The organism is Chryseobacterium sp. MHB01 (assembly GCF_034651565.1).
Classification (GTDB): Bacteria; Bacteroidota; Bacteroidia; order Flavobacteriales; family Weeksellaceae; genus Chryseobacterium; species Chryseobacterium nepalense.
On record NZ_JAYEDA010000001.1, the window covers coordinates 438,775 to 455,993 of the forward strand.

The following is a 17,219-nucleotide window of genomic DNA, read 5'->3' on the forward strand; positions in this document are numbered from 1 at the left end:
AATATATCAACAACTAGGGATAAATTGTCAAAAATCAAATATTTGTTTAGTTTTATTGAATTATCTTAGTTGATATATAAATTTTATTAAAAATTTCATTATAATATTTGATAATATATAATTAAATTAATATTTTTACCACCTAATTTTAATTAACTAAGTATGAAAAAACATTTACTTACGTACCTCTTATTTTTGGGTACATTAATGTCGGCTCAGATTACCTTAGGGTCTGGAACGACATCGGGTGGTGCCTCCACAACCGTGGCCACCGTCCCATGGAGTACTTACTACGGGTACAGCTATGCCCAGCAGATTTTGCTTAAAAGCGATATCAATGCTGCCGGAGCAGGGAATATTACAGGATTACGATTTTATTTAAGTGCTTCTGCCAGTCTTACCAACTCAAATGATGTGGTTGTTTATTTGGGACAGACTACAAAAACTTCTTTTTCCTCAACTACCGACTGGATTCCTACCAGTGCAATGACACAGGTTTACAGCGGAACAGTAACCAATAATGCGGGTATTGTGGAAATCACACTTTCATCGCCTTTTGCTTACGATAACGTAAACAACCTTGTGATTGCGGTTGATGAAAATAAAGCCGGTGATAACGGAGGTGAAGTTTTCTATACCTATAGCAGCGGGACAAACAAAACGTTGTATTACAGAAATGACACTACCAACCCGAATCCTGCCTCTATTACTCAGACCGGGACAAGATCTGCAACGCAGTCTGTAGTTACTTTGTTAGGTCTTGCTCCTAACCCTGTACCTGCATGTCCTTCGGTTACAGCTCCGACAGCTGCGGCTACAGGTGTTTCCGTGCTTCCTGCTATCAACTGGAATGCAGTGAGTGGAGCTACAGGATACAGACTTTCTGTAGGAACTACTTCAGGAGGAAGTGATGTAGTCAACAATGTTGATCTGGGGAATGTTACTACGTACACTTTTGCATCTGCTTTGCAGTTTAATACACAATATTATTATACGGTAAGCTCTTACAACGGTGCCATTCCTTCTGCTGCCTGTTCGGAAAGAACTTTTACAACTGCTAATATTTCCTGTCCGGCTGTTACAGCTCCTGCAGCTGCTGCAGTAGGTCTTTCTGTAACGCCAACCATTACTTGGACAGCTTCAACGGGAGCTACAGGATATAAAATATCTGTAGGAACAACTGCCGGCGGAACGGATGTTTTAAATAATGTTGATCTGGGGAATGTAACATCATATACCTTCGGTTCAGCTTTAATGAATAGTACGAAGTATTATTATACGGTAAATGCTTATTCTGCACTTGCCACTTCATCCGGATGTACGGAAAGAAACTTTACAACTGTATGTACTCCGGTAACAGCTTTTTCTGAAAACTTTGATACTGTTACAGCGGGTTCATGGCCGAATTGCTGGGCTAAAGTAGGCGCAAACGGTAGTGCTTATACTCAGGCAAGCACCGCGATGAGTGCTCCGAATAATATGTATATTTATACCAGTTCAGTTTCTTCTCCTGCGGTAGTTTCTATGCCGCCGGTAAGTACACTTCAGTTGGGGACTTATCGTTTGAGATTTAAAATGAGAGGAAACTTTACAGCCGGAGATAAAATAGATGTAGGATATCTTACCAATCCTTCCGACGCCTCTACATTCGTGTCTTTAGGTACTACCTATACTGCGAATAGTGCAACGGTTGTAGATAATTATACAATTAATAATATTACTGCTCCTGCGGGTGTTACCACAATGGCATTTAAGCATATCGGACCATCAGGGTACAGTATTCTGATTGATGATGTTGTGTATGAATTAATGCCTTCATGTGTAGAGCCTTCAGCGGTTACGGTTTCAGCTATTGGTGCAAATAATGCAACTGTTGCATGGACAGCTCCTTTATCAGCTCCGGGCAATGGCTATGAGTTTTATTACAGTACGACAAACACGGCGCCAACAGCTTCAACTACAGCATCTGGTACAAGCGCTACTACTTCTGCGCCTTTATCAGGCTTAACAAGTTCTACAACTTATTATGTTTGGGTTCGTTCTGTGTGCAGTACTGCTGATAAGAGTGTTTGGGCTACTGCTGCTACATTTACTACTGCATGTACTTCTGTTAATGTACCTTATACATTAAATTTTGACAGTGTTACCACACCTGCTTTACCGGTTTGTACATCAGCTGTAAATTCAGGATCAGGGAATGTGTGGAATACGTCCACGGCTACAGGATTTACCGGGAATGTTTTAAACTATACTTATAACACTTCTAATGCTGCAAATACCTGGTTCTTTACTCAGGGAATTAATCTTACAGCGGGCGTGAGCTATAGAATTAAATATAAATATTCTAATGCTACAGGAACAACACAGTATCCTGAAAAAATGAAAATTTCTTATGGTACTTCAGCTACCGCTGTAGGGATGACAAATCTTTTAAAAGATTATCCGGTTATTACGGGAGGTGTAATTACAAGTGATTTTGTTGATTTTACTCCTGCTTCAACAGGCACATATTACTTTGGATTCAATGCGTATTCTGCAGCTAATATGAATAGAATTTATGTAGATGATATCAATATTGATGTTACTCCTACTTGTTTTGAGCCTACTGCTTTAGTATCTTCTAATATCACGGCTACATCTGCTGATGTTGCATGGACTGCCCCTGCTCCTGCGCCGGCAAATGGTTATGAAATCTATTACAGCACAACAAATACTGCTCCTTTGTCTACAACAGTTCCTACTGTTTCAGGAATCACAGGAACTTCTCAGTCTTTGAATACGCTTTCACCTGCAACAACCTATTATGTTTGGGTAAGATCGAAATGTTCTTCAGCGGATATGAGCAGCTGGTCTAATGTTCTGACCTTTAGTACACCATGTGCTTCAGTAGTGCCAACTTATACAAATGATTTTGCTTCAACAGCTGGAGCTTGTACTTCAAATGTTTCAGGAGGTTCTCCTACAGGTAGTGCACCAACAGGAACAACGGCTTATTGGATACAGAACAACTGGTTAAATTCTCCTGTTACTAATTCAGGTACCGGATCAATGAGAATGAATTTGTATTCTGTGAACAGAGCCGGATGGTTAAAAATGGCTCCTTTAAATTTATCAGCGGGAGGATATAGAGTGAAATTTGATTATGCTGTAACAACATATTCAGGTACTGCGGCTTCTGCAATGGGTTCTGATGATGTCGTTCAGTTTGTGGTATCACAGGACGGAGGAAATACCTGGACAGTTCTTCAGACCTGGAATGCAGCTAATGCTCCTTCCAATACATCGAATACATTTTCTTTGGATTTAACTGGTTATACAGGTGCCAATACAATATTCGCATTCTATGGAAATGATGGTACGGTAGATGATACTGAAGACTATAACTTCTATATTGATAATTTTGTAGTAGAGGTAAATAATGTACTTGCTGCAAACGATGTTAAGGCTAATGCTAATACTGGAATTAAATTATATCCAAACCCTTTCACTGAAGTGTTGAATATATCTGATGCTTCAAATGTGAAAAATGTTCTGGTAACGGATATTGCCGGAAGATTGATAAAAACAATCGCAAATCCTGGTAAAGAACTTCATTTGGGAGAACTAAAACAAGGAATGTATTTGGTGACTCTGGAAATGAAAGATGGTTCCAGACAAACAATCAAAGCGATTAAAAAATAGTATTTTTAATTACTTATATTATGTAGCGGTCAAAACGGCCGCTACTTTTTTTTTATGTTAAGTGAAAAGGTTGGGATTTGATTATGTTAAATTGTTTTTCATAATTAATTGTAAATCAGTGAGTTTAAATAATTAAATTTTTATATATTTTTGATAAAATTTAAATAAATGTTTGTTTTTTTTAAATATTGTATGATTTTTTAGTTGATTTTGTTGATAATTTGATTATATTTTTGTTTGATATTGTATAAATTGATATTTTTACCACCTAATTTTAATTCAAACAAGTATGAAAAAAATTCTATTAGTATGTATGATGGCTTTTGGGATAGGAGCTTCAGCACAAATTACAGTATCGGAAAGTTTTGAAGGTAGTACATTGCCTACTGGGTGGACAAGTACAATAACAGGTTCAGGATTTTCATCTGCTCCTTCTGGCTACGGGACTTTAGCAGGAACAGCTTGTGCTGGAACTAATGCTGTTTATAAAAACATTTACGGCACAACTTACACAAGTTGGTATATGACCTATTCTTCTACAGCTTCGAATGCAACTGCTCTGAACTATTCTTTCAAATACCTGGCGAAAGGTTATTCTACCACAGGTGATATTAATGGGAGTGTAGCGGCTGATTATTCAGTAGACGGTGGAACAACATGGAATGATTTGTTAACACCTGTTACTCTAAATAGTCCTAATGCTACTCCAATACCATGTACAACGGTTTCCGGAACTATACCCGCAGGTACCATACCGGCAGGTGCGAATTTTAAATTCAGGCTTAAAAGTACCAGCGCTACGAATGGAGATTTTTACATGGGATTTGATAATGTAGTGCTTTCGCAAGCTGCTACTACAGCTCCCAATTGTGTTGCAATCTCAAGCCCTGCAAATGCTGCTACCGGTATTTCTTTAACTCCAACAATCACTTGGCCTGCTGCGGCAGGTGCTTCCAGCTATGTTATTAATATGGGTACAACTCCAGGTGGTACTCAGGTGATGGCAGGAATGGATGTGGGTAATACTACATCGTACACGGTTCCTGCTGCTACATTGGCTTATTCAACAATGTATTATATTACCATAATACCTAAGAATAGCTTTGGGTTGGCAACAGGATGCACGGAGACAAGTTTCACAACCTTAGTTATACCTTGTCCAACTGTAACGGCTCCTGCAGCAGGCGCAACAGGTATTAGTGTAACACCTACCATTACTTGGACGGCTTTGTCCGGCGCTGCTGGGTATAAATTATCGGTAGGAACTACGTCTGGAGGTACTGATATACTGAATAATCTTGATGTAGGAAATGTAACTTCTTATACATTTGCTTCTGCATTAATGTCAGGTACAAAATACTATTATAAACTAAATTCTTACTCTTCAACCTCTAATTCTTTAAGTTGTACAGAAAGAAACTTTACAACATTATGTTCAGCTGTTGCTTCTGTTCCGTATACTCTAGACTTCGAAGGTTTAACTACACCGTCTCTACCTAACTGTAGTTTAGCTATAAATGCGGGCACGGGTAATAACTGGGTTACTGCATCCGCACCAACTGATTGTCCGGGCTTCACGACAAAAGTATTACAATATGGATACGATAGTTTTTCAGCAGCTAACGCATGGTTCTTTACCCAAGGTATTAATCTTACAGGAGGTACTCAGTATACAATTACTTATAAATATGGTAATAATAGCACAACCTACACGGAAAAATTAAAAGTAGCATACGGAAATTCTGCAGCGGTTGCGGCTATGACTAATGTTTTAGCAGATTATCCATCAATTAATGATAAAGTTTCTCATTCAGCATCTGTTAATTTCACGCCAACAACTTCCGGAACTTATTATTTTGGATTTAATGCATATTCGGCAGCAGATCAGTTTAACTTATATCTTGATGATATTAATATCACCGCTACGGCAGTATTAGCTACATCTGAAATAAATGATATTGCTAAAAATAACATTAAGGTATATCCAAACCCATTCTCCGAAGTGTTAAATATCTCTGATGCTTCTGATGTGAAAAATGTTTTGATAACAGATGTTTCAGGAAGGGTGTTGAAAACTATTGCAAATCCTGGTAAAGAACTTCATTTAGGAGACTTAAAACAAGGAATGTATCTAGTTACATTAGAAATGAAAGATGGTTCTAAGCAAACTATTAAGGCAATAAAAAAATAATTTTTTAATCTATTAAGATAAAGTAGCGGCTGATATCAGCCGCTATTTTTTTAAGATTGATATTAATTCTAAATGATGTGAATTAATAGCGTGAAACCTTTCTTTTTGTATTGTAAAAAAGGTACTAAATTTTGATTTTAAAATTAGATTTTAATAGAATACGTGCTATTTTATGCGGATAATTAAAATGTAAAATTTTATTTATATATATTCTTATTTTTAAATTTATTAAAATTATTAAAAAAAAGTGGTATTTATTATGATGAAATCACAGTATTATTCCTAAATTAGTGTATTAATCAGCAAAAATAAATTTATGACAAAATTTCTACTTTCATGCTTATTGTTTTTAAGTATGATGCTTAATGCACAAATAACTTTGGGTGCAGGAAGTACGAATGTCGGGACAGCCCCGATAAGTACATATTATGGTTATTCTTACACACAGCAGATTTTTACAAAACAGGAAATCAATGCTAATGCTGCAGGAAACATTACGGGATTAAAATTTTATCTGGATCCTTCCATGTCTATTGCAAGCTCATCAGAATGGGTAGTCTATCTGGGTCAGACTTCAAAAACGACATTTGCATCGGATTCTGACTGGATTCCTCTTTCCCAGCTGACACAGGTTTTTTCAGGAACTGTTACCAACAATAATGGTGTTGTTGAAATTACTTTCTCTGCACCCTTCGCTTACGACAATATTGCTAATCTTGTTGTAGCAGCTGAAGAGAATTCTTCAGGCTATGATAGTAATGATTATGATGAAGTAATGTATGTTTATCCGGCAGCAGCAAATTCCACACTTAATTATAAAAATGATTATAACGACCCGGATCCTGCTTCGCCGCCTTCTTCAGGTGATCTGAAAAATTATAAATCCGTTACTACTTTTGAAGGCCTTACCGCTAATCCGATCCCTCTTTGCCCGGTAGTCTCTTATCCGTCAAATAATTCAACTTTTGTTCCTCTAGGTTCAACAATTACTTGGGTTAACTCTTCAGGAGCGACAGGATATAAAGTTTCTATCGGAACAACTTCCGGAGGAACTGACATAGCCAACCAGGTGGCTGTAACTACAAACAGCTTTACACCGGCAGCACCATTCGCACCCAATACAACACTTTATTTGAAGGTTGTGGCTGTAGGGTCTGGAGGAGAATCTTCCGGCTGCTCGGAAATAATGTTTACAACAGCACCGCCGCCGCCTACCAATGATGAATGTGCTACTGCGGTTACATTAACGGTGAATCCGGATCTCAACTGTGGTACTGTAACTCCGGGTTATACCATTGGTGCTACCGATTCTGGAATGATACCTGATCCATGCTATGGGAACCCTGATGATGATGTATGGTTTAAATTCGTGGCAACAGCTACCTCTCATAAAATCTCTCTTTTAAATATTCAGTCGGTAGGAACCGAACCGAATGATACCGATACTTATTTCCAGGTATTCAGTGGCGGATGTGGAGCATTGTCCAGTATCTATTGCTCAGATCCAGCTTCGGGAACTGTCACAGGTCTTACTGTGGGTGAAACATATCTGGTAAGAGTATACAGCTATTATGGTACGGGAAGCAATCAGAGTTTTGATGTTTGTGTAGGAACGTTCCCGCCGCCACCTGCAAATGATGAATGCAGCGGAGCTCTTGTAGCTACTACATTCCCATATACTTTCGTACAGAACGATGGAGAAGCGGCTACAAATAACGGCGGTATGGTTACTGCCTGTACTAATAACGGAATGAATGACGGTACATGGTTTACTTTCGTAGGAGACGGAGATACATTTAATATTACAGTTACGATGCCTGCAGGAAGTGATTTTGATCCTAAAATCGGAGTTTACAGCGGAACCTGCTCTGCTTTGTCATGTGAAGATTCTGAAGATTCAGGAGGAACGGGAGTTAGCGAAACACTTTCAATCCCAACACTTTCAGGAAATACGTATTATGTAAATGTTGGATACTATAGTGGATGGTCTGATGAACCGGAAGGTGCTTTTACTATTAATATTACCAAGGGTGTACTGGGAACTTCTGATGTGAAGCCGGAAAAGAAAAATATCAAAGTATATCCTAATCCGTTTACAGATCTGATAAATATTTCCGATGCTGCCAATGTAAAATCAATTTCAGTTTCCGATCTTTCCGGAAGATTGATAAAAGTGATTGATAACCCTGGAACTTCAATTCATTTGGGTGAATTAAGACAGGGGATGTATTTATTGACACTTATTATGAAAGATGGTTCTAAGCAAACAATTAAAACCATAAAAAAATAACAATACAATCATAATACAAGAAAGGCGATCTCACACAGATCGCCTTTTTTATTTTGCGCTAAATTTTAATAATTTATCTGTTTTCAGGAACAGGCTGTAGATCACCGGTATTAAGGCTCTCAAAAATCGCCGGAAAGAAGGTGACGAGAATGAAATAAATAATGACCATTAATACAATCAAAGAAAACAGTATAACTACTAAAGTATTTGGCTTATTTTTCTTTTTTGGCTCCATGATGTTGGTATTTAGTTAATAGATATTATAATATTTTACACTAAGCTAATTTCTTGCCACATTGTTTGCAGTACCTTGCATCATCATCAATATCCTCATTTCCGCACCGGTCGCATACTTTTTCAAGATTTTGCCTCTTGTTCCGCATTTCCGCCGTTACAATTCCTGTAGGGACAGCAATGATGGAATAACCGGCAAGCATAAGAATAACTGCAAAAAACTTTCCCATAGGAGTAATCGGAGAAACATCACCATAGCCAACGGTAGTTACCGTAACCACCGCCCAGTAAATCGATTGCGGAATTGTTTCGAACCCCGGCCTTCCGCCTTCCACCATAAACATCATAGAACCGACAATTACTGAAAAGATAATCAGGAATAGCAGGAAAATATAGATTTTTCTTGAGCTGTTCTTTAATGCTCTTACAATAACAAATCCGTCATTCATAAAATCCAGGAGGTTGAATACTCTGAAAACCCTCAGCATTCTGAGCATTCTGAAAATGAGGAAGTATTTTGTAACCGGAAAGAAAAAGCTCAGATAAAAAGGAATCAATGCTAAAAAATCAATAATTCCGAAAAAGCTGAAAATATAACGACGTTTGTTTTTTACAACCGTAATTCTTGAAACGTATTCTATTGAAAAAAAGATGGAAATAATCCATTCCAGAACAAGAAAGGTATAATGGTAACGCTTATCAAGTTTAGGGATGCTTTCCATCATAATGATAGCGGTACTGATCAGAATGAGCAACAACAGGATAATATCAAACAGCTTCCCGAGCTTTGTATCAGAACGGTAAATAATTCTGTAAAGATATCGTTTCCACCACGCATCTTCCGGAACAAGATTATGTTCTCTTTCCATTTTTAACCTTTTTTTAAATATAACAAATTATCCTTACTTTCGTAACAAACATACAGAATAAAATGAAAATTAGAGAGGTCGTTTCAAAGATAGAAAAGCGTATTCCCCTCCAGCAGGCGGAAGATTTTGATAATGTCGGGTTACTCTGTGGTTCATGGGATCGTGATGTTAGCGGGATATTGATCTGTCATGATGCCCTTGAAAATGTTGTAGATGAAGCAATCTTTAAAAACTGCAATCTTATTGTATGCTTTCATCCGATTATTTTTTCAGGCTTAAAATCATTAACGGGAAAAAATTACGTTGAAAAAGCGGTGATCAAGGCAATTGAAAATAAAATAGCAATTTACGCCATTCACACCGCCTTCGATAATGATTTTTTTGGGGTCAATGCAGGAATCTGTCAGCAGCTCGGACTTAAAAACCTTAAAATTCTTCAGCCTAAAAAAAATGATCTGAAGCAACTCACCGTTTTTGTTCCGAAAGAATACTCTGAAAAGGTAAGAGAAGCACTTTTCGAAGCGGGAGCGGGCAGTATCGGTTTTTATGATGAGTGCAGTTTCAGCATAAACGGAAACGGAACTTTTCGCCCTAAAGAAGGCTCAGATCCATTTTCAGGACAGTTGGGAATTCGGGAGAATGCAAATGAAGAGATGATTTCCGTTATTTTTGAAGAGTACAAACAGGGGCAGGTAGTCGCAGCAATGAAATCGGCACATCCTTATGAAGAAGTAGCACATCAGATTTACAGCCTTGATAATACAAATCATTACACTGGTCTTGGTATGTACGGAGATTTTGAAGAGCCGATGGAAGAGCAGGATTTTCTGAAATTTGTTAAAGAAAAATTTAATCTTGAAGTGATCAGACATTCCGATTTTACCAGGAAAAAGATTAAAAGAGTAGGTGTTCTGGGAGGTTCCGGAGCAAGCGGTATCAAGTCTGCAATCTCCAAAAAATGTGATGCTTATCTCACGGGAGATGTAAAATACCATGATTTTTTCCTTGCCGAATCTAAAATGATGATTTGTGATATTGGTCATTTCGAATCAGAACAATTTGTTACTCAACAATTATTTGAAATTTTGTCACAAAAATTTAGTACATTTGCAATCTCAAAATCTATTGAGAAAACGAACCCGGTAAATTATTTCATTTAAAATATGGCAAAAACCAACGATATTTCAGTTGAAGAGAAGTTAAGAGCTTTATACGATTTGCAGATCATTGATTCCAGATTGGACGAAATCCGAAATACAAGAGGAGAATTGCCAATCGAAGTAGAGGATCTTGAGATTGAAATCGAAGGTCTTGAAAAAAGAGCTGAAAAATTTCATGCGGATATCAAAGATCAGGACGATCAGATCAAAACCAAGCATGAAGTAATTAACCATGCAAAAACTTTAATTGAAAAATACAAATCTCAGCAGGATAATGTAAGGAACAATAAAGAGTTTGAAGCATTAAGTAAAGAGGTTGAATATCAGGAGCTTGAAATTCAGCTTGCTGAAAAAAGAATCAAAGAATTCGGTGCTAAAATCAGCCACAAAAACGAAACGCTGGATGAGCTTAACGCAAAAATCGATGATCTTAAAAACCACCTGAAGTTCAAAAAAGAAGAATTGGAAGGTTTGATCTCTGAAACCCAGAAAGAAGAAGAATATCTGATTGAGCAGTCTAAAGAATTTGCTGCAAAAATCGATGAAAGATTGCTGGCTTCTTACAACAGAATCAGAACCAATTCTCCGAACGGACTTGCAGTAGTAGGTTTGGAAAGAGGGGCACCAAAAGGTTCATTCTTTACTATTCCGCCTCAAAAGCAGATGGAAATCGCTCAGAGAAAGAAAATCATTATTGATGAGCATTCAGGAAAAATCCTTGTGGATGACGAATTGGTAATGGAAGAAAACGAAAAAATGAAATCGGTGATTAAGTTTTAATTAGTCACCATTTTAAAAAATATAAAAGCTGTCTCATATGAGGCAGCTTTTTTGTGTTATTGCGAGAAGCATCGCGACGAAGCAATCTTTGGTCAAGAAGTCATAGAACACGTTGAAAAACTGAAATTCCACACTATACTACGTTCTGCTCTGAATGACAATTTACATTCATAATGAATTCTAAATGAATAAATAAAGTTAAAAAATTATAAAGTCACGAATATAATTCTCATCACAAAGAATTATTGTTTTTAGCATTTGATTTCTTTTTATATTTACTCCTGAAAAACACAATCGCTTATCTTCTCAAGTTGTTAAATAAATGAAAGGTATTGGATTAATATTCATTGTTGATTCATTATTAAAATATGTTGCAACGGAAGGGCAGGACTAAACCGAAAACCTGTCTCCGAAAGGAAAGCCGAAGTTTCACTGTAGAAATTTTAGCAAAATAAGTAGGTGAAAAAAATTATTTAAGAAATGAAAAAATTTAAAAAATTAACCCGTGAAGACCTTAAGACAGTAAGGGCAGGACAGGTTTGGATTGCAGTTACCAAATGTGGCTTTACAGCAACGACTACCCAAGATTGGACCGCTGAACAAGCAAATGCTTGGGTTGATGAAATTGAAAAAATTACTGTAAGACTCCTACTTATTCCGGGTCTGATGCTCAACATTTAGCATCTAATCTTAATTAAAACAAATTAAGCACTTATAGTGGGAATTATTCTACTATAAGTGTATTTATAGATTAATCATACCTCTCATGAATTACCATAGAAAAATATTTCAATTTTTAATATTATTATACAGTGTACTATATTATACCCAATCATACAAAAATGACAGTTTAAGAGGTGAATTTACTTATCGATTAAGAGCTAAGTTCGATAAACGAACAGACAATAGATATAAAGAATTATTCACCTTACAGGTAGGAAACAGATGTGCATTTTTTGCAAGTGCTGTATCATTGAAAGGAGATTCGGTAATGGAAAATTCAAGAGTTACTACAAAAAATTATGATGGCAGCATAACTCTTAGCTACAAGGATGAGGCGGTTATTCCAAAAACAAATTTCAACTTTACTATCATCCAAACCAATGAAAATGTACAGTTTTTTGATTCCGCAGGTATGTCATTATTTACCTATAAACAACCTGTAATATCAAGCTGGGAACTTGCAGATGAAACTAAAATAATTAATACCATTACCTGTAAAAAAGCAGAGGTCAGATTTAAAGGAAGAAACTGGATCGCATGGTATGCTCCGGAAATTCCGCTTCCGTATGGTCCTATGAAATTTAGCGGTTTACCGGGATTAATCATCAAAATAACTGACGAGAAAGAGGATTATGATTTTGAACTGGTAAAATCCTTGTCTGTCTCTCAATTGAAAGGCAAGTTCATCAACATAAAAGAAAGCAGATATACCGGAGCTATAGAAACAACGCAGGCTAAATTAAAACAGGCACAAAGAAATGCAGATGCTAATGCTGCCGCTGTACTGGCAAGCTACGGAACAACGATTATACAAGGGCAGGAAATGATAAAGCAAAGAGAAAAAGCAAGGGAGGAAAATGAAAAATACAAAAATCCGCTTGAACTAAGCGAGTAAAAAAACCGCCTCAAAGAAGCGGTTGCAATTTATTCATGATGTTCATACATTTTATTGTACAGATCAATAAACTTTTCTTTAATCGCCTTTCTTTTCAGCTTTAAAGTAGGTGTTAAAAGGCCGGTATCAATACTCCAGACTTCCGGTGTCAATTCAATTTTCTTGATTTTTTCCCAGTTTCCGAGGTGTTCGTTCGTACTTTCGATTTCTTTTTCTATTCTTTCTTTGAGTTCCTTGCTGTTGGCAATTTCTTTTGGTGTAGAACCGATACTCAGATTGTTTCTCTGAGCCCAGCTTTTGGCAAATTCAAAATCCGGTTGTATAAGTGCAGTCGGCATCTTTTCACCATCGCCAACAACCATAATCTGCTCGATAAACTTAGAGGCTTTGGCAAGATTTTCAATGGTTTGGGGAGCAATATACTTTCCGCCGGAAGTTTTAAACATTTCTTTTTTACGGTCTGTAATCTGAAGAAAGCCATCGCTGTCAACGTGCCCGATATCTCCTGTTTTAAAAAATCCGTCTTCGGTAAAAACTTCTTTTGTCATTTCTTCATTTTTAAAATAACCTTTAAAAATAGATGGCCCTTTTACGGTAATTTCTCCATCTTCCTGAATTTTTACCTGAACATTATCCAAAGGAAGTCCCACAGTTCCTATTTTCATTTTCCCAAAAGCATTCACGGAAATAACCGGTGAGGTTTCCGTAAGACCATAGCCTTCAAGAATAGGAATTCCGGCATTCTGAAACATCAGGTTCAGTCTTGTGGAAAGGGCTGCAGAGCCAGAAACCAGGGTGATAATTTCGCCGCCCAATCCTTCGCGCCATTTTTTGAAAACCAGTTTATCTGCAATTATTTCCCGTAATCCGGAAGGTTTGGAGACTGTTTTCTTTTTAGAAATCAGATTCAGTGCCCAGAAAAATATCTTCTGCTTAAGACCTCCTGCTGAAGATCCGGTAGCATAAATTTTATCATAAACCTTTTCCACAAGCCTTGGAACAACGCTCATGTAATGAGGTTTCACTTCTTTTACATTTTCTCCCATCTTCTCAATGCTTTCCGCAAAATAAATGGAAAAACCATTATACTGGAACAGGTAAAAAAGCATCCTCTCGAAAATATGGCAGATAGGCAGAAAGCTTAATACTCTCGTATCTTTATAATCCAGGTTTTTCTTTTTAGGGATTCTCGGAATTGATCCTAATACGTTGGACACAATGTTATGGTGAGTTAGCATAACTCCTTTGGGTTTTCCCGTAGTTCCGGAAGTATAAATAATGGTGGCCAGATCTTCCGGATTGATCGTATTGGAAAGATCTTCTACTTCAATCTGTGTAGAATCGTCTTCTCCAAGATCCAGCACTTCTTTCCAGTTGGCAGCTCCGCTGATATTCTCGAAGGTGAAAATTCCCTGCAGTGAAGGGATATTGTGCTTTACCTTCATTACTTTATTTAAAAGATCTTTATCAGATAAAAAGCAATATTTGATCTCGGCATTGTTGAAGATAAACTCGTAATCTTCCGGCGAAATACTCGGATATACCGGTACGGAAACCACCCCGATCTGAGAGAGCCCAAGATCCATTATGGCCCACTCTGTGCGGGAATTGGTGGTAATCAGCGCGATTTTGTCCCCAGGTTTTATCCCGAGTTTTAAAAGTCCGCGTGAGATTTTATTGCCTTCATTGATAAATTCCTGAGTAGACGTTTTCTTCCATTCCCCCTGATATTTTGTTACAAACATATCCGTTTTCGGGTAGGTCTCTAAAGCATAATGGGGAATATCGAATAATCTTTTTATAGTCATGATGGTAAAAGTAATTAGTTAAAGGATTTTAAATATAAGCATTTTTTTTAATTGGCAATACCACATTCGGAAATTTACAATTACTGAAGAATATGGCGTATTATGTATTAATTGTTATACTTTTTAATTAAAAAAATTAATAATGTTTTAATCAATTTATTTGTTTTTTAATATTTGTTTAATTCCTGATTTTTCAGAATGTAAGACTTAAGTTTTAATTCTATTTTCAGATTTGATCAAAAAGTGTAAATTAGCGTCCATCTAATTATTCAATTTTTATGGACTTTAATTTATCGGAAGAACAGCTGATGATTCAGCAGGCAGCAAGGGATTTTGCACAAAACGAACTATTACCTGAGGTAATCGAAAGAGACCGCGATCAGAAGTTTCCTGCAGAACAGGTAAAAAAAATGGGTGAAATGGGACTTTTGGGAATGATGGTAGATCCTAAATACGGCGGTGCAGGGATGGACAGTGTTTCTTACGTTTTGGCCATGGAAGAGATTGCAAAAATAGATGCTTCTGCAGCTGTGGTAATGTCTGTAAACAATTCTTTGGTATGTGCCGGACTTGAAAAATTTGCTTCTGAAGAACAGAAAGTAAAATACTTAACACCTCTTGCAAGCGGACAGGTAATCGGAGCATTTGCATTGTCTGAGCCGGAAGCAGGTTCTGATGCAACTTCACAAAAAACCACTGCAGAAGATAAAGGAGATTATTATTTGCTGAACGGAATTAAAAACTGGATCACAAATGGTGGTACAGCAAGCTATTATATTGTAATTGCACAAACGGATCCTGAGAAAAAACATAAAGGAATCAATGCTTTCATCGTTGAAAGAGGATGGGAAGGATTTGAAATCGGGCCTAAAGAAGACAAACTGGGAATCAGAGGAAGCGATACGCATTCTTTGATTTTCAACAATGTAAAGGTGCCGAAAGAAAACAGAATCGGAGAAGACGGTTTCGGATTCAACTTTGCGATGGCTGTTCTGAACGGAGGCAGAATCGGGATTGCTTCTCAGGCATTAGGTATTGCTTCAGGAGCTTACGAACTGGCATTAAAATATGCTAAAACAAGAAAAGCTTTTAAAACCGAAATCATCAACCACCAGGCGATTGCATTTAAACTGGCAGATATGGCCACCCAAATCACGGCGGCAAGAATGCTTTGTTTCAAAGCTGCAGTAGAAAAAGACGCTGGAAAGGATATTTCAGAAAGCGGTGCGATGGCAAAATTATATGCCTCTCAGGTAGCAATGGATACAACAATTGAAGCAGTACAAATTCACGGTGGATACGGATATGTAAAAGAATACCACGTGGAAAGAATGATGAGAGATGCAAAGATCACACAGATCTATGAAGGAACTTCTGAAATCCAGAAAATCGTTATCTCAAGAAGCATTGCAAAGTAATTGCTTACTATAAAAATGAAATAGTAAAAGGCTCTCAGAAATTGGAGCCTTTTTACTTTCACACGAACCACAAAATATTAATAATATATTGTTCTAACTATTGTTTTGATTGATTTTTTTAGCTTAAGTTAAATGATAAATGTAAATTAACAATCAGTGAAGTAAAATTAGGAATATCGTTTTCCGGAATAACGTGATTCTGATTAAAATATTATTAAAATGTATCGGAATATTCTTTCTTAAGGATTTTTATCCGTAATCTCTCTTTTTTTATAAAAATAATATCCGATTCCTGCAATCACAAATAACGGCCAAAGCGGAAGAATAAACAGAAAAATAGAAGTGATGACATTCCAGCCCGAAGATATAGCAGCAAAGGACTGTGCTCCCAATGTTTCAGGGTTTTTATCATCCGCGATATTTCCCTGCTGTCCGTAAAGGGTAATGTCGATTTCACACATTGTGTTTTCAATAATATCATGACCGGAAGTTTCAATGTTCATGTTTTCCACTGTTCCCAAATTGTAGTTGAGGTCAGACATAAGATAATCAAATTTCTGAACAGGAACTTTCACTTTCAGATAGGCGGTTTTTTTATCACTATTTTGAAGGGAAACACTTTCACTTCTTATAAAACCGTTGTATTTGGCAACTTCATCCTTTACAATTTCTTTTGCAGTTTCAGCATCATTTACGCTAAGTTCCACTATTCCTTTTTTGATGAATCTATTCTGCTTAATCAATTCAGGATTTTCTTTCTTCGGAGAATTTTTATATACGATTTTTGTTTCCTTAATAATTTTCGGGGCAGGAACATTTACTACAATTTTATTTTCTTTCTTTGCCGAATCTTTCTTTTCCTTCTTAGATTCCAGTTTTACGGATGATATTTTTTCGGAAAGAGAATCTACTATTTTGGAAGTACTTTCTATTTTATCTTTTACCGCATTTTTAGTGTCTTCAAATTCTTTGATTTTAACATTCGCAGAGTCTAAAGCAGCATTTGCCTGATCATTGATTGTAATGATTTTTTCCGAAGCATCAGCAATGGTACTGTCGGCCGAACTGATGGTATTTTCCAGCTGCGATGTTGCAGCTTCTCCCTTTTTACACATGATGAATGTTCCCGATACGGCAACAAGTAAAATGAATTTTTTCATACGATTAATT

General features: G+C 36.8%; 12 protein-coding genes. 8 read left to right on the top strand and 4 right to left on the bottom strand.

All coding sequences use genetic code 11. The annotated features are described in order from the left end of the window. Positions 1 to 162: 162 nt before the first annotated feature. The 3 genes from U9K52_RS02130 (at position 163) to U9K52_RS02140 (ending at position 8,162) form a co-directional block, all read left to right on the top strand. Positions 163 to 3,681, top strand: coding sequence for a fibronectin type III domain-containing protein (locus U9K52_RS02130; protein WP_322924981.1), 3,519 nt, complete (start codon positions 163 to 165; stop codon positions 3,679 to 3,681). Positions 3,682 to 3,994: 313 nt separating this feature from the next. Next, the gene (locus U9K52_RS02135) at positions 3,995 to 5,872 is read left to right on the top strand and encodes a T9SS-dependent choice-of-anchor J family protein (RefSeq protein ID WP_322924983.1); all 1,878 of its coding nucleotides are present in this window, start codon (positions 3,995 to 3,997) and stop codon (positions 5,870 to 5,872) included. A gap of 316 nt (positions 5,873 to 6,188) precedes the next feature. Continuing rightward, positions 6,189 to 8,162, top strand: a complete 1,974-nt coding sequence (locus U9K52_RS02140) for a T9SS type A sorting domain-containing protein (protein WP_263603756.1) — start codon at positions 6,189 to 6,191, stop codon at positions 8,160 to 8,162. A 73-nt stretch (positions 8,163 to 8,235) separates the two neighbouring features. Here the strand turns inward: U9K52_RS02140 and U9K52_RS02145 are convergent, their stop codons facing one another. Both U9K52_RS02145 and U9K52_RS02150 read right to left on the bottom strand, forming a co-directional pair. Continuing rightward, positions 8,236 to 8,397 carry a hypothetical protein gene (locus tag U9K52_RS02145; RefSeq protein WP_322924986.1) on the bottom strand — a complete coding sequence of 54 codons (162 nt, stop codon included), beginning with the start codon at positions 8,395 to 8,397 and terminating at the stop codon, positions 8,236 to 8,238. A gap of 40 nt (positions 8,398 to 8,437) precedes the next feature. After that, the gene (locus tag U9K52_RS02150) at positions 8,438 to 9,265 is read right to left on the bottom strand and encodes an ion transporter (RefSeq protein WP_322924988.1); all 828 of its coding nucleotides are present in this window, start codon (positions 9,263 to 9,265) and stop codon (positions 8,438 to 8,440) included. A 62-nt stretch (positions 9,266 to 9,327) separates the two neighbouring features. On the opposite strand from U9K52_RS02150, the gene U9K52_RS02155 reads away from it, so the two are divergent. The 4 genes from U9K52_RS02155 to U9K52_RS02170 all read left to right on the top strand — a co-directional run bounded on the left by U9K52_RS02155 (position 9,328) and on the right by U9K52_RS02170 (position 12,823). Next, positions 9,328 to 10,425, top strand: a complete 1,098-nt coding sequence (locus U9K52_RS02155) for a Nif3-like dinuclear metal center hexameric protein (RefSeq protein ID WP_322924990.1) — start codon at positions 9,328 to 9,330, stop codon at positions 10,423 to 10,425. Between the two features lie 3 nt (positions 10,426 to 10,428). Beyond that, positions 10,429 to 11,205 carry a zinc ribbon domain-containing protein gene (locus U9K52_RS02160; protein WP_263603753.1) on the top strand — a complete coding sequence of 259 codons (777 nt, stop codon included), beginning with the start codon at positions 10,429 to 10,431 and terminating at the stop codon, positions 11,203 to 11,205. 480 nt (positions 11,206 to 11,685) lie between these two features. After that, positions 11,686 to 11,886, top strand: a complete 201-nt coding sequence (locus tag U9K52_RS02165; protein WP_322924993.1) for a bacteriocin-like protein — start codon at positions 11,686 to 11,688, stop codon at positions 11,884 to 11,886. Between the two features lie 85 nt (positions 11,887 to 11,971). Next, complete coding sequence (locus U9K52_RS02170; protein WP_322924995.1) at positions 11,972 to 12,823, top strand: GLPGLI family protein; 852 nt, start codon at positions 11,972 to 11,974, stop codon at positions 12,821 to 12,823. 29 nt (positions 12,824 to 12,852) lie between these two features. Here U9K52_RS02170 and U9K52_RS02175 read toward each other — a convergent pair whose 3' ends face one another. Then, positions 12,853 to 14,631 (bottom strand): long-chain fatty acid--CoA ligase, encoded by a 1,779-nt coding sequence (locus U9K52_RS02175; protein WP_322924996.1) that lies wholly within the window; start codon positions 14,629 to 14,631, stop codon positions 12,853 to 12,855. A 278-nt stretch (positions 14,632 to 14,909) separates the two neighbouring features. Here U9K52_RS02175 and U9K52_RS02180 point away from each other — a divergent pair, with 278 nt between their 5' ends. Next, the gene (locus U9K52_RS02180; protein WP_072885762.1) at positions 14,910 to 16,049 is read left to right on the top strand and encodes an acyl-CoA dehydrogenase; all 1,140 of its coding nucleotides are present in this window, start codon (positions 14,910 to 14,912) and stop codon (positions 16,047 to 16,049) included. 239 nt (positions 16,050 to 16,288) lie between these two features. Here U9K52_RS02180 and U9K52_RS02185 read toward each other — a convergent pair whose 3' ends face one another. Continuing rightward, positions 16,289 to 17,209, bottom strand: a complete 921-nt coding sequence (locus U9K52_RS02185) for a DUF4349 domain-containing protein (protein WP_322924999.1) — start codon at positions 17,207 to 17,209, stop codon at positions 16,289 to 16,291. Between the last annotated feature and the right edge of the window lie 10 nt (positions 17,210 to 17,219).